This is a genomic window from Mesorhizobium sp. M0045, from assembly GCF_040323385.1.
Lineage (GTDB): Bacteria > Pseudomonadota > Alphaproteobacteria > Rhizobiales > Rhizobiaceae > Mesorhizobium.
On the sequence record NZ_JAMYUY010000008.1, the window covers coordinates 177,350 to 200,464 of the forward strand.

25 protein-coding genes are annotated in these 23,115 nt (G+C 63.6%); 14 read left to right on the plus strand and 11 right to left on the minus strand.

What is annotated here, in order from left to right; all coding sequences use genetic code 11:
* Positions 1–22 precede the first annotated feature (22 nt).
* A complete protein-coding gene (locus NKJ72_RS15630) occupies positions 23–565 on the minus strand; it encodes a hypothetical protein (protein ID WP_352477986.1) in 543 nt (180 codons plus the stop codon).
* 282 nt (positions 566–847) lie between these two features.
* On the opposite strand from NKJ72_RS15630, the gene NKJ72_RS15635 reads away from it, so the two are divergent.
* Both NKJ72_RS15635 and soxR read left to right on the plus strand, forming a co-directional pair.
* Positions 848–1,306: a tRNA (cytidine(34)-2'-O)-methyltransferase gene (locus NKJ72_RS15635; RefSeq protein ID WP_352477988.1), complete on the plus strand. Its 459-nt coding sequence runs from the start codon at positions 848–850 to the stop codon at positions 1,304–1,306.
* Between the two features lie 170 nt (positions 1,307–1,476).
* Positions 1,477–1,923 (plus strand): redox-sensitive transcriptional activator SoxR, encoded by a 447-nt coding sequence (gene soxR, locus NKJ72_RS15640; protein ID WP_352477990.1) that lies wholly within the window; start codon positions 1,477–1,479, stop codon positions 1,921–1,923.
* Here the strand turns inward: soxR and NKJ72_RS15645 are convergent.
* A complete protein-coding gene (locus tag NKJ72_RS15645) occupies positions 1,920–2,177 on the minus strand; it encodes a hypothetical protein (protein WP_023679487.1) in 258 nt (85 codons plus the stop codon). The genes soxR and NKJ72_RS15645 overlap by 4 nt on opposite strands.
* A gap of 105 nt (positions 2,178–2,282) precedes the next feature.
* Between NKJ72_RS15645 and hemF the strand changes: the two genes are divergently transcribed.
* The 3 genes from hemF to NKJ72_RS15660 all read left to right on the plus strand — a co-directional run bounded on the left by hemF (position 2,283) and on the right by NKJ72_RS15660 (position 4,168).
* Entirely contained in the window at positions 2,283–3,197 is a 915-nt protein-coding gene (gene hemF / locus NKJ72_RS15650; RefSeq protein ID WP_352477992.1) for an oxygen-dependent coproporphyrinogen oxidase, read from the plus strand.
* 257 nt (positions 3,198–3,454) lie between these two features.
* Positions 3,455–3,715, plus strand: a complete 261-nt coding sequence (locus NKJ72_RS15655; protein ID WP_023679489.1) for a DUF1344 domain-containing protein — start codon at positions 3,455–3,457, stop codon at positions 3,713–3,715.
* 267 nt (positions 3,716–3,982) lie between these two features.
* Entirely contained in the window at positions 3,983–4,168 is a 186-nt protein-coding gene (locus tag NKJ72_RS15660) for a DUF1059 domain-containing protein (protein WP_023679490.1), read from the plus strand.
* A gap of 3 nt (positions 4,169–4,171) precedes the next feature.
* Here NKJ72_RS15660 and NKJ72_RS15665 read toward each other — a convergent pair whose 3' ends face one another.
* Genes NKJ72_RS15665 through NKJ72_RS15675 form a run of 3 tightly spaced genes read right to left on the minus strand, consistent with a single transcriptional unit; the run spans position 4,172 to position 6,712 of the window.
* On the minus strand, positions 4,172–5,440 hold the full coding sequence (locus tag NKJ72_RS15665; protein ID WP_352477993.1) for a CCA tRNA nucleotidyltransferase: 1,269 nt from the start codon (positions 5,438–5,440) through the stop codon (positions 4,172–4,174).
* Positions 5,437–6,069 carry a CoA pyrophosphatase gene (locus NKJ72_RS15670; protein WP_352478099.1) on the minus strand — a complete coding sequence of 211 codons (633 nt, stop codon included), beginning with the start codon at positions 6,067–6,069 and terminating at the stop codon, positions 5,437–5,439. Before NKJ72_RS15670 ends, NKJ72_RS15665 begins: the two co-directional genes overlap by 4 nt.
* A 13-nt stretch (positions 6,070–6,082) precedes the next feature.
* Positions 6,083–6,712, minus strand: a complete 630-nt coding sequence (locus NKJ72_RS15675) for a DUF1285 domain-containing protein (protein ID WP_352477995.1) — start codon at positions 6,710–6,712, stop codon at positions 6,083–6,085.
* A gap of 146 nt (positions 6,713–6,858) precedes the next feature.
* On the opposite strand from NKJ72_RS15675, the gene NKJ72_RS15680 reads away from it, so the two are divergent.
* The 4 genes from NKJ72_RS15680 to NKJ72_RS15695 are packed head-to-tail and all read left to right on the plus strand — an operon-like array spanning position 6,859 to position 13,687.
* Positions 6,859–7,863: an AAA family ATPase gene (locus NKJ72_RS15680; protein ID WP_254819166.1), complete on the plus strand. Its 1,005-nt coding sequence runs from the start codon at positions 6,859–6,861 to the stop codon at positions 7,861–7,863.
* Positions 7,863–8,777, plus strand: coding sequence for a DUF58 domain-containing protein (locus NKJ72_RS15685; protein WP_352477997.1), 915 nt, complete (start codon positions 7,863–7,865; stop codon positions 8,775–8,777). The genes NKJ72_RS15680 and NKJ72_RS15685 overlap by 1 nt, the downstream gene beginning before the upstream one ends.
* On the plus strand, positions 8,774–11,596 hold the full coding sequence (locus NKJ72_RS15690; RefSeq protein WP_352477999.1) for a DUF4159 domain-containing protein: 2,823 nt from the start codon (positions 8,774–8,776) through the stop codon (positions 11,594–11,596). The genes NKJ72_RS15685 and NKJ72_RS15690 overlap by 4 nt, the downstream gene beginning before the upstream one ends.
* 3 nt (positions 11,597–11,599) lie before the next feature.
* On the plus strand, positions 11,600–13,687 hold the full coding sequence (locus NKJ72_RS15695) for a hypothetical protein (RefSeq protein ID WP_352478001.1): 2,088 nt from the start codon (positions 11,600–11,602) through the stop codon (positions 13,685–13,687).
* Between the two features lie 171 nt (positions 13,688–13,858).
* Here NKJ72_RS15695 and clpS read toward each other — a convergent pair whose 3' ends face one another.
* From clpS to NKJ72_RS15710, 3 genes are all read right to left on the minus strand, one after another.
* Positions 13,859–14,164, minus strand: a complete 306-nt coding sequence (gene clpS, locus NKJ72_RS15700) for an ATP-dependent Clp protease adapter ClpS (protein WP_352478002.1) — start codon at positions 14,162–14,164, stop codon at positions 13,859–13,861.
* A 256-nt stretch (positions 14,165–14,420) separates the two neighbouring features.
* Positions 14,421–14,636, minus strand: coding sequence for a hypothetical protein (locus NKJ72_RS15705; RefSeq protein ID WP_352450529.1), 216 nt, complete (start codon positions 14,634–14,636; stop codon positions 14,421–14,423).
* Between the two features lie 36 nt (positions 14,637–14,672).
* Positions 14,673–15,017: a hypothetical protein gene (locus tag NKJ72_RS15710; protein ID WP_292665026.1), complete on the minus strand. Its 345-nt coding sequence runs from the start codon at positions 15,015–15,017 to the stop codon at positions 14,673–14,675.
* A gap of 237 nt (positions 15,018–15,254) precedes the next feature.
* Here NKJ72_RS15710 and NKJ72_RS15715 point away from each other — a divergent pair, with 237 nt between their 5' ends.
* Together NKJ72_RS15715 and NKJ72_RS15720 are read left to right on the plus strand one after the other, a co-directional pair.
* Positions 15,255–15,971 carry a response regulator gene (locus tag NKJ72_RS15715; RefSeq protein WP_352478004.1) on the plus strand — a complete coding sequence of 239 codons (717 nt, stop codon included), beginning with the start codon at positions 15,255–15,257 and terminating at the stop codon, positions 15,969–15,971.
* Positions 15,968–17,377, plus strand: coding sequence for an ATP-binding protein (locus NKJ72_RS15720; protein WP_352478006.1), 1,410 nt, complete (start codon positions 15,968–15,970; stop codon positions 17,375–17,377). The genes NKJ72_RS15715 and NKJ72_RS15720 overlap by 4 nt, the downstream gene beginning before the upstream one ends.
* A gap of 71 nt (positions 17,378–17,448) precedes the next feature.
* On the opposite strand, the gene choV is transcribed toward NKJ72_RS15720, so the two are convergent.
* The 3 genes from choV to NKJ72_RS15735 form a co-directional block, all read right to left on the minus strand.
* Positions 17,449–18,630: a choline ABC transporter ATP-binding protein gene (choV, locus tag NKJ72_RS15725; RefSeq protein ID WP_254819159.1), complete on the minus strand. Its 1,182-nt coding sequence runs from the start codon at positions 18,628–18,630 to the stop codon at positions 17,449–17,451.
* Positions 18,627–19,481 carry a choline ABC transporter permease subunit gene (gene choW / locus NKJ72_RS15730; RefSeq protein ID WP_352478008.1) on the minus strand — a complete coding sequence of 285 codons (855 nt, stop codon included), beginning with the start codon at positions 19,479–19,481 and terminating at the stop codon, positions 18,627–18,629. Before choW ends, choV begins: the two co-directional genes overlap by 4 nt.
* A 118-nt stretch (positions 19,482–19,599) precedes the next feature.
* A complete protein-coding gene (locus NKJ72_RS15735) occupies positions 19,600–20,535 on the minus strand; it encodes a choline ABC transporter substrate-binding protein (protein WP_352478010.1) in 936 nt (311 codons plus the stop codon).
* 237 nt (positions 20,536–20,772) lie between these two features.
* On the opposite strand from NKJ72_RS15735, the gene NKJ72_RS15740 reads away from it, so the two are divergent.
* From NKJ72_RS15740 to NKJ72_RS15750, 3 genes are all read left to right on the plus strand, one after another.
* The gene (locus tag NKJ72_RS15740) at positions 20,773–21,384 is read left to right on the plus strand and encodes a thymidine kinase (RefSeq protein WP_352478012.1); all 612 of its coding nucleotides are present in this window, start codon (positions 20,773–20,775) and stop codon (positions 21,382–21,384) included.
* A 126-nt stretch (positions 21,385–21,510) separates the two neighbouring features.
* The gene (locus tag NKJ72_RS15745; protein WP_352478013.1) at positions 21,511–21,900 is read left to right on the plus strand and encodes a c-type cytochrome; all 390 of its coding nucleotides are present in this window, start codon (positions 21,511–21,513) and stop codon (positions 21,898–21,900) included.
* A gap of 122 nt (positions 21,901–22,022) precedes the next feature.
* On the plus strand, positions 22,023–23,111 hold the full coding sequence (locus NKJ72_RS15750) for a hypothetical protein (protein WP_352478015.1): 1,089 nt from the start codon (positions 22,023–22,025) through the stop codon (positions 23,109–23,111).
* The last annotated feature ends 4 nt before the right edge of the window (positions 23,112–23,115 follow it).

The window sequence follows — 23,115 nt, forward strand, 5'->3', positions numbered from 1 at the left end:
AGTGATGCTCACAATTTCCCGCTCACGCGGCACGCGAACGGACGAGGTGCCCAGACCGCAGGGCGTCAAGGACCGGCGATACGGTATCGTCCGCCTCGCCGGCCCTGCTTCGCGCTATATAGGTTGTCGCGGGCCTTTCGCCGACAGTCTCGGTTGACGATGCTGATGACGTTTTGACGATCCGGATTTTCGCGCCGGTTTTTGCACCAGGTCGGATCAGCCTGATGATCCGGCGCACCAGCGACGGCCGGCTATGGTCCGGAACGGCGCGCGAGAAATCGACGTCCGGCAGCATGCCGCGATGCGGACGCCGGCGGGTCTCGGCGTGAACCGCCGACGAGTGGGTCTCGCCGATCAAAAGCGCCCAGGTCGCGGTCTTGCGCTCGTGCAGGCTTCTTGAGCCGGGTATTTTACAGGGATCGAACATCGGTCCGTCCTCCAGTTGAAGATGCAGGTAGAAGGGTGAACCAACCCAGGCGGCGGGCATGCGCGGCGCGGCAAAGGTGGCGTCGGTCGAAGCGCGTTCAGGTGGGGCGTTCAGCCCCTTCCACAGCTTGAAAAACATCGCAGGATTCCTTCAAGGGCCGAAAAAGGTTTCGGCGGGAATCGGTGCGATGAAGTCTAGAAGGTCAGGAGAATCGTCGTACCGAAACCGCCGTCGGGCTGGTAAGCCCACGAGAGAGGTGGTGGATGTGCATGGCCATCATGAATTACCCCTCCATCGGTTCGGGTTGACAATGCTGGCCGTATAACCGACTTCGCAGAAAATGACCACCCGCCAGTCCAGGAATTTCCAAAACCGCGAGAGCTCTGTGGCTGATCTGCCACTTATTAGAAAGACGCGGAAATGAACGACCGTCTCCGCATCGCGCTCTACCAGCCTGATATCGCCGGCAACACCGGGACAATCCTGCGCTTCGCCGCTTGCCTCGGTCTCGGCGTCGACATCATCGAACCGGCAGGCTTCCCGCTCGGTGACCGGGCGCTGAAACGGGCCGGCATGGACTACCTCGAAATGGCGGCGCTCACCCGGCATGTCGACTGGCACGCCTTCGAGGACTGGCGCAAGCTTGCCAAGCGGCGGCTGGTGCTGCTGTCGACCAAAGCAGCTGCCGCCTACACGGATTTCGCCTTTGCCGGCGACGACATTCTCCTGTTCGGCCGCGAATCCGCAGGCGTGCCGGATGCCGTCCACGAGGCGGCGGATGCGCGCCTGACCATCCCGATGCAGCCCGGAGCGCGCAGCATCAACGTCGCGCTTTCCGTTGCGATGGTGGCGGGCGAGGCGATCCGGCAGCTTCGCTAGGACGTGTACGCGATCGCCGGCCGCAGCGACCAAGGCATCGTCCTCACGCAACACTGCGTCCTCTCCGGTCATTCTCATCCAGACGCCCATCGCCATCTCCTGCCGTTTGCATCTTCGAGGCTTCTTCGCTACAAGCTCAACTTAACTTGAGGTCAAGCGGAAAATCGGAGATGGCTGCGGCAACGGAATTGACGGTCGGCCAGGTGGCGACGCGCAGTGGCGTGGCGGTGTCGGCGCTGCATTTCTATGAAGCGCGCGGGCTGATCCGCAGCCACCGCACATCAGGCAACCAACGGCGTTACGGCCGCGACGTGCTGCGACGTGTGGCGATCATCAAGGTAGCGCAGGAGGTCGGCATTTCGCTGGCCGAGATCGGCACAGCCCTTCGATCGCTGCCCGAAGGACGAACGCCGACCCGCGAGGATTGGAACCTGCTTTCGACGGCTTGGCGCGACGAGCTCGACCAGAAGATTAGTCAGCTCAAGAAGCTGCGCGACGGGTTGACCGACTGTATCGGCTGCGGCTGCATGTCGATCGACAAATGTCCGCTGCGGAATAAGGGCGACCGGCTGAGCATCCGAGGGCCGGGCGCGAGACGCTTGCTGATCGAGCGTTAATCCGCCGCCGGCAGCCGCCTGATCGTGAATTCGATGACGTCGCCCGGCCGCTCGAACCAGCTCTCGATCTCGGTCCAATAGGCCTGCTTGGGAAAGCGCTCGAACCATTCCTTCGCCTTGAGACGAGCGTCGGAGCGCGGCAGCACGAAGGTCTCGCGCAGGAAGCCGTCGCGCGGCATGCGCGCGTTCTCGGCGCGTGAACGGTCGAGCCTCTTCTTCAGGCCATCCAGCGGCGGTCTTGCCGGGGTGCGCACGAAACAACTCCATTCACACTTGACCCTTGCACCTAAGAGATTAGGGATCGCGGCCGGAAAAGACGAGTCATTTGTCGGGGTACGCCCCGCAACCGGAGACAGGATTTGCAACGACCCGAGATACCGGCGGGGCTGCCAGCCGACATCGAACAGAAGAAGACGAAGGCGCGGCTGTGGTTCGAGACGTTGCGCGAGCGTATCTGCGCCAGCTTCGAGCAGATCGAGCAGGACCTGCGGGGGCCGCAGGCCAGCTGGTCGCCCGGTCGCTTCGAAAAGACGCCGTGGCAACGCGATGCCGGCAAGGGCGGCGGCGGCATCATGTCGATGATGCATGGCCGCGTCTTCGAGAAGGTCGGCGTCCACACCTCGACCGTTCATGGCGAGTTCTCCCCCGAATTCAGGAAGCAGATGCCGGGCGCCGAAGAGGACCCGTCCTTCTGGGCGAGCGGCATTTCGCTGATCGCCCATCCGTGGAACCCCAACGTGCCGGCCGTGCATATGAACACGCGCATGGTCGTCACCTCACGCCAGTGGTTCGGCGGCGGCGCCGACCTGACACCGGTGCTCGACCGCCGCCGCAGCCAGGACGACCCCGACACGGTCGCCTTCCACAGGGCTATGCAATTTGCCTGCGAGAAGAACGCGGCGATCGCCGACCACGTGAAATTCAAAGCCTGGTGCGACGAGTACTTCTATCTGCCGCACCGCAACGAGCCGCGCGGTACCGGCGGTATCTTCTTCGACTGGCTGCATTCGGATGAGGACAAAGGCGGCTGGGACGCCGATTTCAACTTCGTCCAGGACGTCGGGCGATCTTTTCTCGTCGTCTACGGGCATCTGGTGCGCGCCAACTTCAATGACAACTGGACCGATGGCGACCGTGACGAGCAGCTCATCCGCCGCGGCCGTTATGTCGAATTCAACTTGCTTCACGATCGCGGCACCATCTTTGGGCTGAAGACCGGCGGCAATGTCGCCTCGATCCTGTCCAGCCTGCCGCCAGAAGCGAAATGGCCGTAAAATCTCGGTGAGCACGACGTGAGCCGCAATCGGGTCCAAATCCCCGGAATTTGACAGCGAATGTGGCGCAAGGCGCGCCAAAAAATATCTTTTTCGTCTAATATACCATTGTAAAGATTGGGCTATTTGTCGCGTCGGGCCGGGAAACGCCGGCGGTTCTTTACTCCCGAGAGCCGCGACCCGACGTGACCGGACGGCCCATGATTGAATGGGGCACCTTTCCCAAGCAGTGCCCGCATTTTCCAGGAGAGCATGCCATGCGCAAGCTTATTATGACCGCAGCCGCCGCTGCCGTTCTCGCCTCTGGTACTGCCGCATTCGCTGCGGTCAAGCACACCACCGGCACGATCAAAAGCTTTGATGGAACGGCGATGAGCCTGGTTCTGGATAACGGAGCCACCTTTACGTTGCCCCAGACCTTCAAGGATCCTGGCCTGAAGGTCGGCGAAAAGGTCCGCGTCACGTGGGATATGAGCGGCAAGGATAAAATTGCCGAGGCAGTCAAGATCGTGAAGTGATGTCCTGCCCGCTGGAGCAAGACGAGGTCTTACTCCTAGGTAGCGTAAGAGGGCGGAGCAGCGATGCTCCGCCTTTTCGCAATCCGATCACCGCGTGTCGGCTTGGACGCACGGCACTCTAAGGCAACCAAAACCATTCGATCGTGTTATGCTAACCTGGCCAGCGTGTAGCCCGGATACCGGACGCGGTTTCCGGATCGCGCAATCAAAGGTGTGGAGCTTCCGTGTCAGTGCGCGGTGCTCCAAGGAGGAGATGAGGAGAAGCCGATGAAGGAATTCCATTGCGGGTCGCTCGTACCCGGCTGCGAGTGGCACACACGCGCGGAGGAGGAGGCTGAGGTCATGCGCCGTGCCGTCGAGCATCTGCGCGAGACGCATGGCGAGACGGTGATTCGCGAGACGATGATCGAGGCGATCCGCTCGCGCATCGAAAAGGTCCGCGACGCAGCGTGACGGTCAGGATTCGAGTGCCTCTGCGGCGCGCTTGAGCAGCGCGCCGCGATCGAGCGCAAAACCGGACTCGACCCATTCCTTTTCAAGGTTCTTCAACGTTGCACCAAGCTTTGGCCCCGGTGACGCGCCAAGTGTCGTCAGATCGGCGCCCTTGAGCGGAAAAACAGGGTTTTGCCATTTTTCGGCGAAGGCAAGCAGGCGCGAGAAGCCACCGGCTTCGAGTAGTGCGTCATTGTCTTCGACCGCGCGGGCTCGAGCGGAAGCAAGCAACAGCCGCAACCGATCGACAAAGCCTTGGCGGTCGCCAAAATAAAGCCTTTTCGCCAACTCTCCTTCGGTCGTTTTCGGATCGACGGCAGCCGTGATCGCCCAATTCCGCAGGCGGCTTGCCTCGCTCACGGAAAGCCTCAATCTCTCGGCAAGCGTTTTCATGCGCGCGGCATCCGGCGGCACGACGGCTTCCAGCCTGAGCAGCGGGTCCGGCGCCCAGGCCAGGTCCTTCTCGGCCTTGATCAGCCCGTGAATGGCATCGATGCCCCATTTCTCGCTTTCCGGCAAAACGGCGGTCAGAACGCCGGCTTGGCGCATCCACAGCAGCGCCCGCGACGGATCCGGCGCCGACAGCAATTTCTTCAATTCCCACCAGACGCGCTCGACCGAGAGCTGGTCGAGCCCCTGCTTCAGCCGGGCGCAAGCCTTTAACCCTTCGGCATCCGGCCTGCCGTCGCCATACCAGGCGAAGAAACGGAAGAAACGCAGGATGCGCAGATAATCCTCGCGGATACGCGCTTCCGGATCGCCGATGAAGCGCAGCCGCCGCGCCTCGATATCGGCGATACCGCCGACCAGATCGACGACCGTTCCATCGGCTTCGGCATAGAGTGCATTGATGGTGAAATCGCGCCGCTCAGCGTCGGCTTTCCAGTCGCGGCCGAACGACACTTTGGCGCGCCGGCCGTCCGTTTCGATATCGGCACGCAGCGTGGTGACCTCATAGGCCTTGCCCTGGGCGACCGCGGTGACGGTGCCATGCTCGATGCCGGTCGGCACCGTCTTGAAGCCCGCCGCCTCGGCACGCCGGATGGTTTCCTCGGGCACCGTCGTGGTGGCGATGTCGATGTCGGCGACCGGCTGGCCGATGAGCGCGTTGCGCACCGCACCGCCGGCGACACGCGCCTCCTCGCCGCCGTGGGTGAGCGCGGCGAGCAGGCGCTGCAAGTGGCTTTCGCCGAGCCAGCCGGCCTTGCCGGCAATCGACACAGGATTGCTCACGAATAGAGCCTTTCATAGAGCGTTCGGATGATGCCCGCAGTGACGCCCCAGATGCGCTGGCCGCCATAGGGCATCTCGTAAAAGAACCATTCGAGGTCGTTCCACATGCGACTGTCTCTGGTGTGGTTGGCGGGGTCCATCAGAAAACCCAGCGGCACCTCGAAGACAGCATCGACTTCGTCGGAATTCAGCGTCAGGCTGAAACCGGGCCGCACAATCCCGAGCACCGGGGCGATGCGATAGCCGCTGCCGGAAACGTAGTCCGGCAGACGGCCGATGATCTCGATGTAATCCCTATCGAGACCGATCTCCTCGAATGTCTCGCGCAACGCCGCCGCTTCCGGGCTCGCATCGGTTGGATCGACGGTGCCACCGGGGAAAGCAACCTGCCCCGAATGGTTGCGCAGCTTTTCCGCCCGCCTGGTCAAAAGGACCGTGGCTTCATGGCCATGATCGACCACCGGGATCAGAACGGCGGCGTCGCGCAGCGCGTTGGCCAGCTTCAGTCTGGGATGGCCCGGATTGAAGCGGTGGTCGCCAAAATCGTCGCCGGCATGCGCCAGCGGCTGCGCCGCGACGCGCTGGCGAAACTCGGCAGCGGAAAACGCCAACGGCGTCACCTGATCCATCATAGGCGGTCCATCATGCGCTCAGCCGTTTCAGTTTCTCAGCCGGCATGATTGGATAGACCTCGCCTTTGGAACGGACGGCAAACATCGTCTTGCCACCGATGTCGATCTCTTCGCCGTGCTCGACCAGCTCGTACATCACCGGCCGTGCCACCAGCGCCTCCAGCCGCCCGCGCACCAGCACATAGGGCTTCAGGCCACCTGTCTCGTCCTCATCGACGAAGCGCAGCGGGTGTCCCGCCCCAGCCTCGACCACGTCGCCGACATTGGTGCGAAAGGTGATGATTTGTCCGTCGCCCGCGCCAGACACGTCCATCTCGACGGCAATGAAGGGCGCGTCGGCGACGCGGATGCCAACCTTTTCCACCGGCGTCACCAGGTAGGTCCTGCCGTCCTCGTCCTTACGCAGCACCGAGGAAAAAAGCTGCACCAGCGGCATCCGGCCGATCGGCGTTCCCAGATAGAACCAGGTGCCGTCCTGCTTGATTTCCATGTCGAGATCGCCGCAAAACGCCGGATTCCAGCGTTCCACCGGCGCCGGCCCCTTGCCGGCGCGCGTCGCGCGCGAGACCAGCGCTTGCAGCCCGCGCGCCTCGGTCGCGGCCGTCAGGCTCTCTTCACGATTGTCTGCGGCTTCCGTCATGGTCACGAAATAGTCACTGTTGTTCCGCTTGTCAGCCTAAGTCTGTGATTTAAATTCAAAGACAGGCGCCCTGCGAGGCCGAATCGCGGCATTCTGCGGCACCCACTGTGCCAAGCGGTATTTCCAACCAGAAGGATCGATGCTGCATGAGCGTGATGATCAAGGAAAGCCCGATCAGCGAAAAGGACATGGTGGCGCAGGCCGAGAAAGCGCTGGCCGACATTTCGAGGGTTCGCAACGGCGTCGGCCGGGTCATCTTCGGCCAGGAAAGCGTCGTCGAGCGCACGCTCGTCGCATTGCTGGCCGGCGGCCATGCACTGCTGGTCGGCGTGCCCGGCCTAGCCAAGACCAAGCTGGTCGAAACGCTGGGCATCGTGCTCGGCCTCGATTCGCGCCGTATCCAGTTCACGCCCGACCTGATGCCGTCCGACATTCTCGGCTCAGAGGTGATGGAGCAGGATGAATTCGGCAAGCGTTCGTTCCGCTTCATTTCCGGGCCGATCTTCGCGCAACTGCTGATGGCCGACGAGATCAACCGCGCCTCGCCGCGTACCCAGTCGGCGCTGCTGCAGTCGATGCAGGAATACCACGTCACCATTGCCGGCGTGCGCCACGACTTGCCGTCACCGTTCCATGTTCTGGCGACGCAGAACCCGCTGGAGCAGGAAGGCACCTATCCGCTGCCCGAGGCACAGCTCGACCGCTTCCTGATGCAGGTCGACATCCTCTACCCCGAGATCGAGGCGGAGCGCCGCATCCTGCTGGAAACCACCGGTATCGAGGATGCCAAGGCTGAAAACGTGCTGCAGCCGGCGCGGCTGAAGGACATCCAGACGCTCATCCGCCGCATGCCGGTGCCGGAAAGCGTCGTCGAGGCGATCCTCAAGCTGGTGCGCTCTGCGCGTCCCGGCCAGGGCAACGCCGATACCGACAAGCACGTCGCCTGGGGCCCAGGCCCGCGCGCCAGTCAGGCGCTGACGCTGTGCACCCGCGCCCGCGCCCTCTATGACGGCCGGCTGGCGCCGTCGGTCGACGACGTCCGCGCACTGGCCGAGCCGGTGCTGCAGCACCGCATGGCGCTGACCTTCGCCGCCCGCGCCGAGGGCACCACGGTTCGCGACGTCGTGGCGAAGCTCGCGAAAGGGATTTGATGGCGCGCATCGGTGAAGCGCAGGCACCGGCAGCGACGCGCGATGCGCTCGCCAGAGGCCGGTTGCGGGCTTCGTTGGTGCCGGACCTGCTGGTCGAGGCGCGCCGCATCGTCAACACGGTAATTGCCGGCTGGCACGGCCGCCGCAAGCGCGGCATCGGCGAGAATTTCTGGCAGTTCCGGCCCTATGTCGAAGGCGATTCCTCGCGCATTGACTGGCGCCGTTCCGCCCGCGACGACCACACCTATGTCCGCGACCGTGAATGGGAGGCCGCCCACACGGTGTGGCTGTGGGCCGACCCCTCGCCTTCCATGCTCTACAAATCGACCGGAGCCGGCGTTTCCAAGGAATCGCGCGCCCTTGTGCTGACGCTGGCCATGGCCGAGCTTTTGTCGCGCAGCGGCGAGCGCATTGCCTGGCCCGGCCTGACCGACCCGTTCACCGCCCGCAATGGCGCCGAGCGCATCGCGGCGCAACTGATGCACGCCGGCGACCTGCCGGCAAAGCCCGACCTGTCCGGCATTCGCCGCTTCTGCGACATCGTCCTCGTCAGCGATTTCCTCGACCCGGTCGAGGACACCATGGCCTGGCTGGACGTGCTCGCCCGCCACGGCGTGCGCGCACATCTGATCGAGGTCGCCGATCCGGCCGAGGAAAGCTTCCCCTATGCCGGGCGCACCGAATTCACCGATCCTGAGACCGGCGACAAGCTGACCGCCGGCCGCGCCGAAATGCTGGGCGAGGAATATCGCCTGCTTTATGCCGCCCGCCGCCAGGAACTGGCCGCCTGGTGCAAACGGCTTGGCTGGAGCTTTACCGTCAACCATACCGATCGCCTTGCCTCCGAGGCGCTGGTGCGCATCCATATGGCGATGACCGCCGAGGGCAGCTTTGCCGGGAGGGCCCGCGCATGAGTTGGCTGCCGCTCTCCTTCGGGGCGCCGATGGTGCTGTGGGGCCTGCTGGCGCTGCCGGTGATCTGGTGGCTTCTGCGGCTGACCCCGCCCAGGCCGCAAACCGAGGTGTTTCCGCCGCTCAGGATTCTCGCCCGCGTGTTGAGGCGCGAAGAAACGCCGCAGCAGAGCCCTTGGTGGCTGACGCTGCTCAGGCTGCTGATGGCCGCGCTTGTCGTGGCGGCACTTGCCGAACCCGTCTTCAACCCGCGCGAAAAGCTGCCCGCCGAGGGCGCCGCCCTGGCGCTGGTGATCGACAATGACTGGGCAAGTGCCGCCGACTGGGGCAAGCGGGTCGCCACCGCCGAGCGGCTGATCGCCGATGCCAATTCGAATGGCGTGCCGGTGCTCATCGCTTTCACCGCCGAGAAGCCGAATGCCGAGATCGGTCCCTTCGATGCCGCTGCCGCGCTCGACCGGCTGCGCGCGGCAAAGCCGCGGCCGATCCCGACCGACCGCCCCGCCGTCTACGCCCGCGTCGCATCAGCCCTGGACTCGCTGCCGGGCGCCAGCGTCGCAGTGCTCGCCGATGGCTTGGCGGCGCAAGGCGACGAAGCCGCCTTCAACACGTTGTTGTCAAAGAACGCGGCACGTATTGTCTGGGCCGTTTCCGACCGGCTGTCGCTGACCGGCCTGACCGGCGCCGACAACCAGGTCGACGGCTTCGCCCTGACAGCCATCCGCGCACCGGGCGACCCGGCACCTGCACAGGTGACGGCCGGCGCGTTCGACGACAAGGGCCGCCGCATTGCCGACGCGACGCTGACCTTTGCCCCGGGCGGAACCACCGCAACCGGCACGATGGCGGTGCCGTTCGAACTGCGCAACGACTTCGCCTACATCGCGCTCGATGGCGAGCGCCAGGCCGGTGCCGTCCGCGTGCTCGATGAGAGCTCAAAACGCCGCCGCGTCGGGCTGCTGTCGCAGTCCGAGGCCGATCAGGCGCAACCGCTGCTGTCGCCGCTCTACTACATCCGCCGCGCCCTGCAGCCCTTCGCCGATCTCGTCGAGCCGTCGAGCGTCGATCTCGCCGACGCCATTCCGCAACTGCTCGACCAGAAACCGGCGATGATCGTCATGGCGGATGTCGGCACCATTCCGGAACAGGCGCGGCAGAGGCTGGTCGACTGGGTCGACAAGGGCGGCACACTGGTGCGTTTTGCCGGTTCGCGGCTGGCCGCTGCCGGCAATGACGACGATCTGCTGCCGGTCCGGCTGCGCACCGGCGAGCGATCGCTTGGCGGCGCGCTGTCATGGACGGCGCCGCAGCCGGTCACCGAATTCCCGAAGACCGGTCCCTTCGCCGACCTCGCGCCGCCAACCGAGGTCACCGTTACCAGGCAGGTGCTGGCCGAGCCGACGCCCGACATTGTCGAGCGCACCTGGGCCACGCTTGCCGACGGCACGCCGCTGGTGACCGGGATGAAGAAGGACAAGGGCACCCTCGTACTGTTCCACGTCACCCCCGAGGCGACGTGGTCCAACCTGCCGATCTCCGGCAGCTTCGTCGAGATGCTGCGGCGCATCGTGCAATTGTCGCGCAACCAGGGCTCGGCGGTGGCCAATGCCGAGGCAGCCGCCACGTCGCTGGCACCCTATCGCATGATCGCTGCCGACGGCACGCTGGTGCCGCCAACACCGGATGCCAGGCCTCTGGTGCCCGGCGCCGGCCCGCTGGCGGTGACGCTGGAAAACCCGCCCGGCCTCTACGGCTCGGAAACGGGAGTGTTCGCTCACAATCTGCTCGGTGGCGACAGCGCATTCACGCCGCTGGCCCGGCCTGAAATCACGGTGCCGGTCACCACCATCCAGTATGCCTTCGACGAGCAGCGCAACCTCAAAGGTCCGCTTGTCACCACCGCCCTGGTGCTGATGGTGCTCGACACGCTTGCCGTATTCTGGATGGGCGGCCTGTTGTCGCGCCGGCCGCGCCGTGCCGGCGCTGCGGCGACGGCAGCCGTCCTGCTGATGGCGCTCGGCGCCTTGATTGGCCAAGCGGACGTCGCGCGTGCCGACGACGCCAAACCGGGAGATACAGAGGCGATCGGGGACATTTCAAAGACCCGGATCGCCTACGTGCTGACCGGCGAACCGGGTGTCGATTCGATCAGCCGCGCCGGGCTCGAAGGGCTGACCCGCTTTCTTATCGAAAAAACCGCGCTCGAACCCGGAGCACCCGCCGGCGTCGACATCTCGAAGGACGGACTGTCCTTCTACCCGCTGATCTACTGGCCGATCGATCCCTCGGCCCCGATGCCGAGCGAGGCCGCCATCGCCCGCATCGACGCCTATATGCAGCAGGGCGGAACGGTCTTGTTCGACACCCGTGACCAGTTCGCCAATGGCATTGGTGCGGATTCGACCAGCCCGGCTACGGAGCGGCTGCGCGACATCCTCGGCAACCTCAACGTGCCACCGCTGGAACCGGTGCCGTCGGACCACGTGCTGACCAAATCCTTCTACATTCTTCCGGAGTTTCCTGGCCGTTTTGCCGGCAGCCCGCTTTGGGTCGAGGCATCGCTCGAAGCCAGCAACACCGAGAACCGCCCGGTGCGCACCGGCGACGGCGTTTCGCCAATCATGATCACCGCGAATGATTTCGCCGGCGCCTGGGCGGTCGACGAGAATGGCGACCCGCTATTGCCGACGGTGCCTTCGGATCCGATGCAGCGCATCTATGCGCTGCGCGCCGGCGTCAACATCATGATGTACATGCTGACCGGCAACTACAAGTCCGATCAGGTGCACGTCCCTGTGCTGCTCGAACGGCTGGGGCAGTAGACCATGAACTGGTCGCTCTCCTTCGAACCGCTCATCACCTGGCCGCTGCTCGCAGTGGTCCTGGTGCCGCTGCTGCTGCTGGCGCTGGCCGGCCTTTGGTTTCGCCAGCGCGGTGCGATTTTCCGCCTGGCAGCCCTGATTGCCCTGGCTGCGGCGCTGCTCAATCCGGTGTTCCTCGACGAAGAGCGCGAGCCGCTGAAAAGCATCGTCGCCGTCGTCGTCGACCGCAGCCAGAGCCAGGATATCGGCGACCGCACCAAGCAGACCGACGCGGCGTTAGCCGGGCTTCAGCAGCGTCTCGGCCGCTTCAAGCAGTTCGACGTTCGTGTCGTCGAAGCCGGCAAGGCCGAAGCCGCCGACGAGCGCACCGAGACGCGGTTGTTTTCCTCGCTCGAAAATGCTTTCCGCGACGTGCCGCCATCGCGCATCGGCGGCGCCATCATGATCACCGATGGCGAGGTGCATGACGCACCGTCCGGCACACCCGACTTCAATGCCCCGCTGCATGCGCTGATTACCGGCAACGAGCATGAAAAGGACCGTCGCATTCGCTTCGAGAATGCGCCGCGCTTCGGCCTCGTCGGCAAGCCGCTCGACATGACCTATCGCGTCATCGCCACCAACAACGACACCGGCCCGGTCGATGTCCGCGTATCGGTCAATGGCGAGCAGGTATCGGTCGAGCACGCTAACATCGGCCAGGCGATGCCGCTGCAGGTGACTATTCCCAGCGCCGGGCGCAACATTGTCGAACTCGCCATCAACCACGAGCCGGGCGAACTCACCGACACCAACAACCGCGCCATCGCGCTGATCGACGGTATTCGCGAAAATCTGCGGGTACTGCTCGTTTCCGGTGAACCGCATGCGGGCGAGCGCACCTGGCGCAATTTGCTGAAATCCGACGCTTCGGTGGACCTCGTGCACTTCACCATCCTGCGCCCGCCGGAAAAGCAGGACGGCACGCCGATCAACGAATTGTCGCTGATCGCCTTCCCGACGCGCGAGCTGTTTGTTGAGAAGATCAAGGATTTCGACCTGATCATCTTCGACCGCTATCAGCACCGCGACGTCCTGCCGATCCTCTATTACGACTATATCTCCGAATATGTCGAAAAGGGCGGCGCGCTGCTGATCGCGGCAGGCCCCGAATATGCCGGCGAAAGCTCGATCGCCCGCACGCCGCTGATGTCGGCGCTGCCGGCAATGCCGACCGGCGAGGTCATCGACAAGGCCTTCTACCCGCGCCTCACCGATACAGGCCAGCGTCATCCGGTAACGCGTGGGCTCGACGGCTCCGCGACCGAGCCGCCGCACTGGAGCCGCTGGTTCCGCACCATCGGAGTCGAGAACCCCGAGGGCGAGGTGGTGATGAAGGGCGCCGACAACCGGCCGCTGCTGCTGCTCGATCGCAAGGGCGAAGGCCGCGTCGGCATGCTTCTGTCCGACCAAGGCTGGCTGTGGGCGCGCGGCTTCGAGGGCGGTGGGCCCCACGTCCAACTCTACCGGCGCATCGCCCACTGGCTGATGAAGGAGCCCGAACTCGAGGAAGAGCGGCTGACCGCCGACGGCCGCGGCATGGTGCTTGAAATCCGCCGCCAGACGATGAGCGACGACCCCGGCCCGGCGCAAGTCATCACGCCATCCGGCAAGGCACTGATCGTCAGGCTCGAGAAATCCGAACCAGGTGTCTTCCTCGGCAGCGTCGAGACCAGCGAAATCGGTCTCTACCAGGTCGGCAATGGCGACCTGACGGCATTGGCCCATGTCGGGCCGGTCAACGCCCCGGAATTCACCGATGTCGTCTCCACCGAGAACCGGCTGAAACCACCGGCTGAGGCAACCGGCGGCAGCGTTCGCCGGCTGGCTCCGGCCTCGCCACTTGGCAATCTCACCAGCACGGTCACGCTGCCCTCGATCGTTCCAGTCCGTTCGTCGGGCGCGGCCTCCGGCAATGACTGGATCGGCCTGCGCACCACCGACGACAGCGTGCTCAAGGCCGTCTCGCGCGTGCCGCTGTTCGGCGGCTTCCTCGGCCTCGGCCTGCTGCTTCTGACGATGGGCTCGATGTGGTACCGCGAAGGGCGGTAGCGGCACCGTCCTTCCTTCTCCCCTTGTGGGAGAAGGTGGATTGGCGCGAAGCGCCAAGACGGATGAGGGGTGCCGGAAGAAATGAGGCGTCGGCGTTCCCTGGAACACCCCTCATCCGACCGAGCTTCGCTCGCCCACCTTCTCCCGCAAGGGGAGAAGGGAAAAGGAGCCCTACTCCTCCGGCTCCGTCGTGCACATCAGCGGGTAACCCTTGGCCTTGCCGGCATCGGTCGCCCGCGCCGCCTTGGTCTCGGCGACATCCCTGGTGAAGACGGCGACAACGCAGACGCCGCGCCGGTGCGCAGTGATCATTATCCTATGCGCCTGGTCTTCGCTGAGCTTGAACTCGGCCTTCAGCACAGTCACGACGAACTCGCGCGGCGTGAAATCGTCATTGACCAGGATAACCTTGTAGAGCTTCGGCCGTTCGACTTTCGGCTTCGTGCTGGTACGGGGTTTTGTCGTGATTTCAGGCATTGGACCGGCAATTGCGTACGACGGCTTTGCGGTCATTTTGACATGGGCAAAAGCGGTCGTCCATTCAACCGCGCGCGAGCGGCTTCCCGGCGGGCGCAGTTCAAAAGTCCGTGCCTATGTGGGAACTGCCGTCTGGCGTTCAACGGGGGTGTGGGCCGGGACTGCCCCCATTGTCTGCACGCAACAAAAAAGACGACCGCTCCAGGCAAATCGCAACTGGAGCGGTCTTCTCATAGGGTAGAAAGCTGTCGCTTGATCAGGCCTTCGGAGCTGCCTTGACCGCGTGCTTCTTGTGCTTCTTGACGGTCTTCTTGGCAGCGACCTTCTTCACGGCCTTGGCCGGCGCAGCGGTCGTCGTTGTCGTCGCAGCCGGGGTGGTGGTCGCGGCATTGGCGCTGCTGGCGCCGAGAACCGGCATCGAGACGGCCAGCGCGATGGCAAGACCGAGGGCGGAGAGGAGAGACTTTTTCATGGCTTCACTTCCTTTTTGTGCAGATCGGATTGAGTGTCACTGAACGGGATCGATCGGTGTCACTCCAAGCAGCTTCAAAGCGTTCGCGAGCATCCGGATTCCCTGTGCCTGTTTCTTGTTGGCGCAGAACCGGTTTCCCTTTCTTTGAAGTGCTTTCGCCGCGGTGACCTGCGTTGCCGCGGCATGGGTTTCGAGGGCTTCGTCAAACTGGCGGTTCAGATCGATGCAACGCTCGCTGCGGGTGGTCGCCACCTTTGCATCGGCCGCCTTTGCATTGGCCACCTTTGCATCGGCCAGTTTTGCATCGGCTTGTTCAACCGCAGCCGTGACGAGCGAAATGGAAAGCAACGCACCCATCAGACTGATCGAGAACCTTTGCATTGGTCTATCCGTAATCCCGTAACGCGTGTCGCAGCCGATGACCTGACCGCCACGGCACCACTTATGACCTTGATTTTTTTCGGCAGTTTTTCCGGATTGTAGAATTTTGTTTCTGGATTGTTTCTGGGCAGCCCGGATCGGGCCGCCGATCTTCACTGGCCAACTTATGGCCTGAATTCTATCGTCTGGCTGACGGCCGAAGCACCGCTTGGGCGATCCACAAATGACAGGTTTCCTGTGAAATCCGACCCCCACATACTGATCGTCGACGACGACAAGGGCATTCGTGACCTGCTTCAGGAATTCTTCCAGAAGCGAGGGCTGCATACATCGGTCGCCGCCGACGGCACCGAGATGGAGACCATCCTGCGCCGCGCCCAGGTCGACCTGATCGTCCTGGACGTCATGCTGCCCGGCAAGAGCGGGCTGGAGCTCTGCCGCGAGTTGCGCGCCAATTATTCGACGCCGATCATCATGCTGACCGCGGTTACCGAGACAACCGACCGCGTGGTTGGGCTGGAGATGGGCGCGGACGACTACGTGCCGAAACCCTTCGATCCGCGCGAGCTGCTCGCCCGCATTCGTGCCGTCTTGAGACGCAATGGCGCCGCCGAGCCGCGACGCGCCGCCTCGCGGCAGATCTACCATTTCGCCGGCTGGACGATGGACTGTTCGCGCCGCCGGCTGATGGCGCCCGGCGACGTCAGGATCGAGCTGACGATGGCCGAATTCAATCTCCTGCAGACCTTCGTCAAGAGCGCGCAGCGCGTACTGAGCCGCGAGCAGCTGATCGAGCTGTCCGGCGGCGACAGCGGCTACAGCTTCGACCGCAGCGTCGACATTCTGGTCAGCCGGCTGCGGCGCAAGATGGAGGACGACCCGAAAACGCCGAAACTGATCCTGACTGTGCGCAGCGGCGGCTACCAGTTCCTGCCTGAGACGACCTCCGAATGAGACGCATCCTGCCGCAAACGCTGCCGGTCTGGGTGCTGCTCATCGTCATCGCCGGCCTGCTGATCAGCCAGATCGCGACCCTTTACATCGTTTCGCGCGACCGTGCCGCCGCCAATGACGTCGTCGATCTCTATCGGCTGAACGACCGCGCCTTCTCCCTGGTGCAGCTGATGCATGATGCCACCCCAGAACAGCGCAAGGCGACGGCCTCCGGGCTGTTCAACGCCACCTATGCGCTCACCGTCTCCGACACGCCCGCCGTCACCTCGTCGATAGCGGGCGACGACGAGCTGGCCGAATTGGAAGACATATTGGTCGGTCGGCTGTCGAAGTTCGGCATCACCGATGCACGGGTCCGCCGCGACCCGGCAACGCACGAAGCCGACGCTCCCGGTGGGACGGTCGCCGGTCCCGATATCGGCCAGGTCGAGCGCGACCTGCTGGTGCTGGCGGCCGATTTCGCCCAGAGCGACAAGCTGACGGCTTCGCTTCGCTTTGCCGACGGCCAATGGCTGAACTTCACCGAGCCGAACACGCCGGCCGGGCCGATACTGAGCTTCGATAGCCTGCCGCTCTATGCCTTGATCGCCGGGCTGGTGGTGGCTTCCTCGATCTGGTCGCTGCGCCGGCTGACGGCGCCCTACCGGATGATGGAGACCGCGGTGAAGCGGATCGGCGAGGACCTGAAAAGCCCGCCGATCGCTGAGAGCGGCAGCCGCGAGGTGCGTACCGCGGCAAAGGCGGTCAATGCCATGCAGGCGAGGCTGCGCGCCTACGTCGAGGACCGAGAGCATCTTGCGGCCGCACTGGCGCACGACCTGCGCACGCCGCTGACCAGGATGCGGCTGCGCCTCGAACTGCTGAGGAATTCGTCCGTGCGCGCCGCACTGGCGCACGACCTCGCCGACATCGAAGGCATTGCCAGCTCGGTCATCGACTTCGCCACTTTCGAGGTGACCGAGGAGAAGAGCGAGAGGATCGATTTCTGGTCGCTGGTAGCATCGATCGCCGACGGCTTCGACGAGGTCTCCTTCGAGAATGAAGACGGGCGCTCGCGCGGCCTGATCTGCATGGCGCGGCCGGTCGCGCTCCGGCGCTGCGTCACCAACCTCGTCCAGAACGCGGTGACCTATGGCAAGAGGGCGCATCTCAGCCTGCGTCAGTCAGGCAAGACAATCACGCTGGCGATCCATGACGAAGGGCCGGGCATACCGCAAGCCGAGCTCGACGCCGTGTTCGGCTCGTTCGTGCGCCTGGAACAGTCGCGCAACCGTCAGACCGGCGGCCTCGGCCTCGGCCTGACCATCGCCCGCAACATCGCCCGCGGCGCCGGCGGCGAGGTCATCCTGTCCAATCACCCCGATGGCGGCCTGTTGACGGAACTGAGATTGCCGCTGGCGGTTTAGCTTGCGGTATCGGGCTAAGCCGGCGTTCCTTCGCGCCGGCGTTTGGTCTCGGTTCTCGCCAAGGAGAGAAATTATCTTCGCAGCACCGCGCTCAGCACATCCCTGACGCCGATGGCGCCGACGAAGCGCGACTGGTCGTCGAACAGCGCCACCGGTGCGGTCTGCGAGCGATGCATGGCCAGCATCACGGTCTTCAGCGAGGTGCCGGGATTGGCCCAGAACACCTGCGCCGTCTCCTCCGGCTGGGCTTCGACATCGGCGCAGGACACCCATACCGCCGGCTTGCCGTCGCGCTCGGCCGCCGCCACCAGCCCATGCTCGTCGATCTTGAAGCGCGTCGTCTTGCGCCGGTCGAGCCACACCCAGCCGTTCTCGCCATGTTCGAGGTCGCGGCGGTCGCGCATGACGTTCCACGCGGTCAACACCGACAGAGGGTTCACATTGGCGATGAAGTCGCGGACATAGTCGTTGGCGGGCCGCAGCACGATGTCTTCCGGCGCACCGGTCTGCACGATGCGCCCGCCCTCCATGATAGTGATGTGGGTGCCGATCTTCAGCGCCTCCTCGAGGTCGTGGCTGACGAAGATGATGGTCTTCTTCAGCTCGGCCTGAAGCTGCAGCAGCTCGTCCTGCAGCTTGGTCCGGATCAGTGGGTCGAGTGCCGAGAACGGCTCGTCCATGAGCAGGATCGGCGCCTCGGTGGCGAAGGCGCGCGCCAGGCCGACACGCTGCTGCATGCCGCCGGAAAGCTCGTGCGCGTATTTCTTCGACCACTGGTCGAGATGAACCAGCTTCAGTTGCTTGTTCACCCGCTCCTTGCGCTCGGCTTCAGGCACGCCGGCGAGCTCGAGGCCGAGGCCGACATTTTCCTCCACCGTGCGCCACGGCAGCAGGCCGAACTGCTGAAACACCATCGCCACCTGTTTCTGCCGCAACCGCCGAAGCGTCGCCTCGTCGCAGGTGACGACGTCGACCGTGCCGTCGCCGTCCTTGACCAGCACCTGGCCGCGCGAGACGACGTTCAGCCGGTTGACGGCCCTGAGCAGCGTCGATTTGCCGGAGCCGGAAAGCCCCATCAGCACCGAGATCTCGCCCTCGTTCACGGTGAGGCTGGCGCCGGCGCAGCCCAGTACGTTGCCGGTCTGTTCGAGGATCTCGGCGCGGGTGGCGCCGCTGTCGATCAGCGCCAGCGAGCCTGCCTGGTCGGCGCCGAAGACGATGTCGACATTTCTGAAATCGACGGCGACGGTCATTTCTTGCCTCCCACGCCGATGCGCGTCATTCGGTCGAGCACGATGGCAAGCACGACGATGGCCAGCCCTGCCTCAAGCCCTAGGTCGATCCGGCGCGAACCGAGCGCGCGGTTGATCTCGGTGCCGAGGCCGCCGGCGCCGATAAGGGCGGCGAACACCACCATCGACAGCGACAGCATAATCGACTGGGTCAGCCCCGCCATGATGGTCGGCAGCGCCGAAGGCAGCTCGACCTTCCACAGCAGCTGGCGTTTGGTGGCGCCGAACGCCTCGCCCGCCTCGACGATCGATTTCGGCACCGAGGTGACGCCGAGATGGGTGAGCCGAACCGAGGTCGGAATGACGAAGATGATGGTGACGATGAGGCCGGGCGCATTGCCGAGGCCGAACAGGGTCAGCACCGGGATCAGGTAGACGAAGGTCGGTAGCGTCTGCATCAGGTCGAGCACCGGCAGCATGACGCGATACACCTTCGGCTTGTGCGCGGCCCAGATGCCGAGCGGCACGCCGATGGACATCGACACGGCGGCGGCGGCGACCACCAGCACCAGCGTCTCCACCGTCTGCTTCCACAGGTTCTGGTTGAGGATGAACAGCAATCCAATGAATACCGCCAAAGCCAGGCCTTTCGAGCGCTGCAGGAAATAGGCGAGCAGAGCGATCAGCGCGATAAGCAGAACCGGCGGCAGCAACAGCAGCCCGTCGACGATGCCGTCGAGCAGGAAGTTGAGGCTGTTGGAAAAAGCCCTGAAGATGGTGTCGAAATTGTCGGTGAGAAAGCCGAAAAACGCCTTCCCCCATGCCCCGATGGGAATCTTGTAACTGACCAGGAATTTGGAGATCGGATCCATCTAGCCCCTCTTCTGCCGGCGCCGTCCTTCGCCGCACGGTCATCTTGTCACAGGATATGAAAAAGGGCAGCCATTTCCACCGTGGCTGCCCCTTGTCTCGTCATGCCAGATGGTCGGGTCAGCTTCCGAGCGCCGTTTTCACCGCAGCCGCCGCATCGCCGCCGTCGAAGGTGGTGACGCCGGCAATCCAGGGGGTGATCGCGTCAGGGTGTTTCTTCAGCCAGTCGCTGGCGGCGGTATTGGCGTCGGCGCCCTTCAGGATCGCGTCCATCATCTCGCCTTCCATGTCCAGGTTGAACTTCAGATTGGCGATGAACTTGCCGGCGTTCGGGCATTCGCTCATGTAGCCCTTGCGTACATTGGTATGCACGGTGGCAGCACCAAAGCCGCTATCTCCCATCCCCTCGAGATAGGTGATCTTCATGGCGCCCATCACCGGATGCGGCGTCCAGCCGAGGAAGGCGATCCATTCATTGTTCTTCATCGACTGCTCGGCCTGGGTGAGCATGCCGGCCTCGGAAGACTCGACCAATTCGAAGCCTTCGAGATTGGTCTTCGGGTCCTTGATCATATCGAGGATGATGCGGTTGCCGTCATTGCCGGCCTCAATACCATAGATCTTGCCGTCGAACTTGTCCTTGAACTTGCCGAGGTCGGTCAGCGTCTTGACACCGGCATCGGCGACATAAGTCGGAACGACGATGCCATAGCCGGCACCGCTGAGATTTTCGCTGACGGTCTCGACCGAGCCTTCGGCGGTATAGTCCTTGATGTCGTTGGTCATCGACGGCATCCAGTTTCCAAGGAACACGTCGAGGTCTTTGTTCTTCAGCGACGCATAGGTCACCGGCACCGAAAGCTGGATCACCTGCGGCTCGTAACCGAGCGCCGTGAGCAGTACCGAGGCGACGCCGGTAGTCGCCTGGATGTCGGTCCAGCCGACATCGGACAGCCGCACCGTCTTGCAGCTTTCCGCATCACCGGCGAAGGCCCCAGTCGTGGATAGAAAAGCCGCCAGGCCGAGGCCGGCGACGAATGAACTCATGCGCGACATAGAAATTCTCCCATTTCAGTTCTCGGTGAAGCGAAGTGGTGGTTTTATCTCCACCTTTGTTCCGTCAGCCAAACACCATTCTGCTGCGGTTTCAAGCACTAAGGCAATCACGAACAACGGCGCAGACTGGCCGATCGGCGACACGCCCGCCGCTTTACGGATGGAAGTCGTCTTTTCCCGGTGGAATGTAGGCGCTCCCCCTCCCCGCTTTGTTGCAACTCGGCTTAAAAGGACGGCATGGCCAAGCTGTACTTCCATTATGCGACGATGAATGCCGGCAAGACGACGATGCTGTTGCAGGCCTCTTACAATTACCGCGAGCGCGGCATGACGACGATGCTGTTCATCGCCGGCCACTACCGCAAGGGCGATACCGGGCTGATCTCGTCGCGCATCGGCCTGGAGACGGAGGCCGAGATGTTCCGCGACGGCGACGATCTGTTTGCCCGGGTCGCCGAGCATCATGACCACGCCACGGTGCATTGCGTCTTCGTCGACGAGGCGCAGTTCCTCGAAGAGGATCAGGTCTGGCAACTCGCCCGCATCGCCGACCGGCTGAACATTCCGGTCATGTGCTATGGCCTGCGCACCGATTTCCAGGGCAAGCTGTTTTCCGGCTCGCGCGCCCTGCTGGCGATATCAGACGAGCTGCGCGAGGTGCGCACAATCTGCCGTTGCGGCCGCAAGGCGACGATGGTGGTACGCCTAGGGGCCGACGGCAAGGTGGCGAAACAGGGTGAACAGGTGGCGATCGGCAAGGACGTCTATGTCTCACTCTGCCGCCGCCATTGGGAAGAGGAAATGGGCCGCGTCTTGCCCGACGATTTCATCGGCTTCATCAAAACCTGACCAGCGCGTTGCGTCCATCCGACCGCCCAGCCAACATTCGTTCGGCAATCGCGTCATCGTGCGGCGCTTGTTAAGGCCTGCTTCCTATTTTCAAAACCTCTCAGCCAGAGCCGTCGGGGAGTTCCCATGCTTCGAGCCATCTCATCTGCAACTGCTTTCCTCTTCGTCGGCGCTCTTGCCGCGCATGCCGACGGCGATGCCGCTCTCGGCAAGAAGGTCTTCAACAGATGCATGGCCTGTCACGAGGCAACGAGCGAACGCGACAAGGTCGGCCCGCATCTGCTGGGTGTCGTCGGTCGCACCGCCGGCACCGCGGACAGTTATCTCAGCCGCTACTCGCAGGGGATGAAGGACGCCGGCGCCGCCGGCCTGGTCTGGGACGAAATAAACCTTGCCGAATACCTGCGCGCGCCGCGGCAGAAGGTCCACGGCAATAAAATGGCCTTCTCCGGCCTGGCCAGCGACGAGGACATCGCCAATGTCATCGCCTACCTCAAGGCCGATCCCAGGCCCTGAGCGTGACCCCAGTTGCCTCGTTTCCTGGTGTCGCCCGTCTTCCGTCTTTCATTCGCCAAACCCGGCACATATAGTCACGGCGGTTTGCGACACGAAAACCGATGCCGAAGCGGGAGGCCCCAATGGCGACATTGCAGAATTTCGATGCCGAGATTGCCAAGACCAAGCAGGTCGTAGAGGACATGCGCACCAAGATCGAGCAGTCCGGTAGCGTGCTCGACACGCTCGCCACCGCCGACAAGAAGATCGGCGACGCCAATTTCGACATCGAGAATGCCCGCATCGAGGACGTGCTGAAGCAGCAGAAGGTGATGGAAGGCAATATCGCCGACCTGATCATCGGCCTGGAGGACGCCACCAACGTCTTCGGCGCCGAATTCGAGAGCATGAAGAACTACACCGGCTGGGAGAATTTCGTCGGCGTCTTCTCCAGCCAGCGCAAACAGCGCATGCGCACCGACCGCGTCCGCAACATGTCGCTGGCCGGCAATTTGCAGGAGCTGTTGGCGAAATCCGACACCATCGTCGGCATCCTCAAGGCGCAGAAGCAGGTTCTCGACACGCGCTACAAGACCTCCGAGGCCAGCCTGTCGCAGGTGATCGAGCGCCGCAAGACAACCATGTCCAATCTCGAGACCGTGCAGAAGCGCATCGAGGAACTCAACCCGATGCTGCTCGACATCGAGAACAAGATCGCCGCCTCGACCAGCCAGAAGGAGCGCACGCAGCTTGAAGGCGAACGCTCGAAACTGGCCACGGAATACAACGAAAAGCAGGCCAAGGAGCAGGAATTGCTGGCCGAAAGCCAGACGCTGGAGCGCTACACCTCGATGTTCCAGACCTTCGTCGATTCGCTCAACAATCAGATCGCGGCGCAATCGACGCTGATCAACAAGCTGACCATCGACACCGAGCAGCGCATCGTGCTGTACAAGGCGCTGGAAGATTCGCTGAAGACCGCCGCCCAGCAGGATGTCGCCCACAAGATCAACACGCTGGGCAGCCAGGTCGACAACACCGCCGAGGAGACCATGGCCGGCATTGGTGCCGCCTCGCAAAAGCACATCGGCGATCTGCTTGAAATGCACGAGAAGAACATGGTCGCCACCGCCGACATCCAGCGCCGCAAGAAGCTCGCCGACGATGCCTTCGCCCGCCGCTTCGACGATGTGATGAAGAAGCACAATTCGGCAAATTACGTGCAGTCGTAATTGC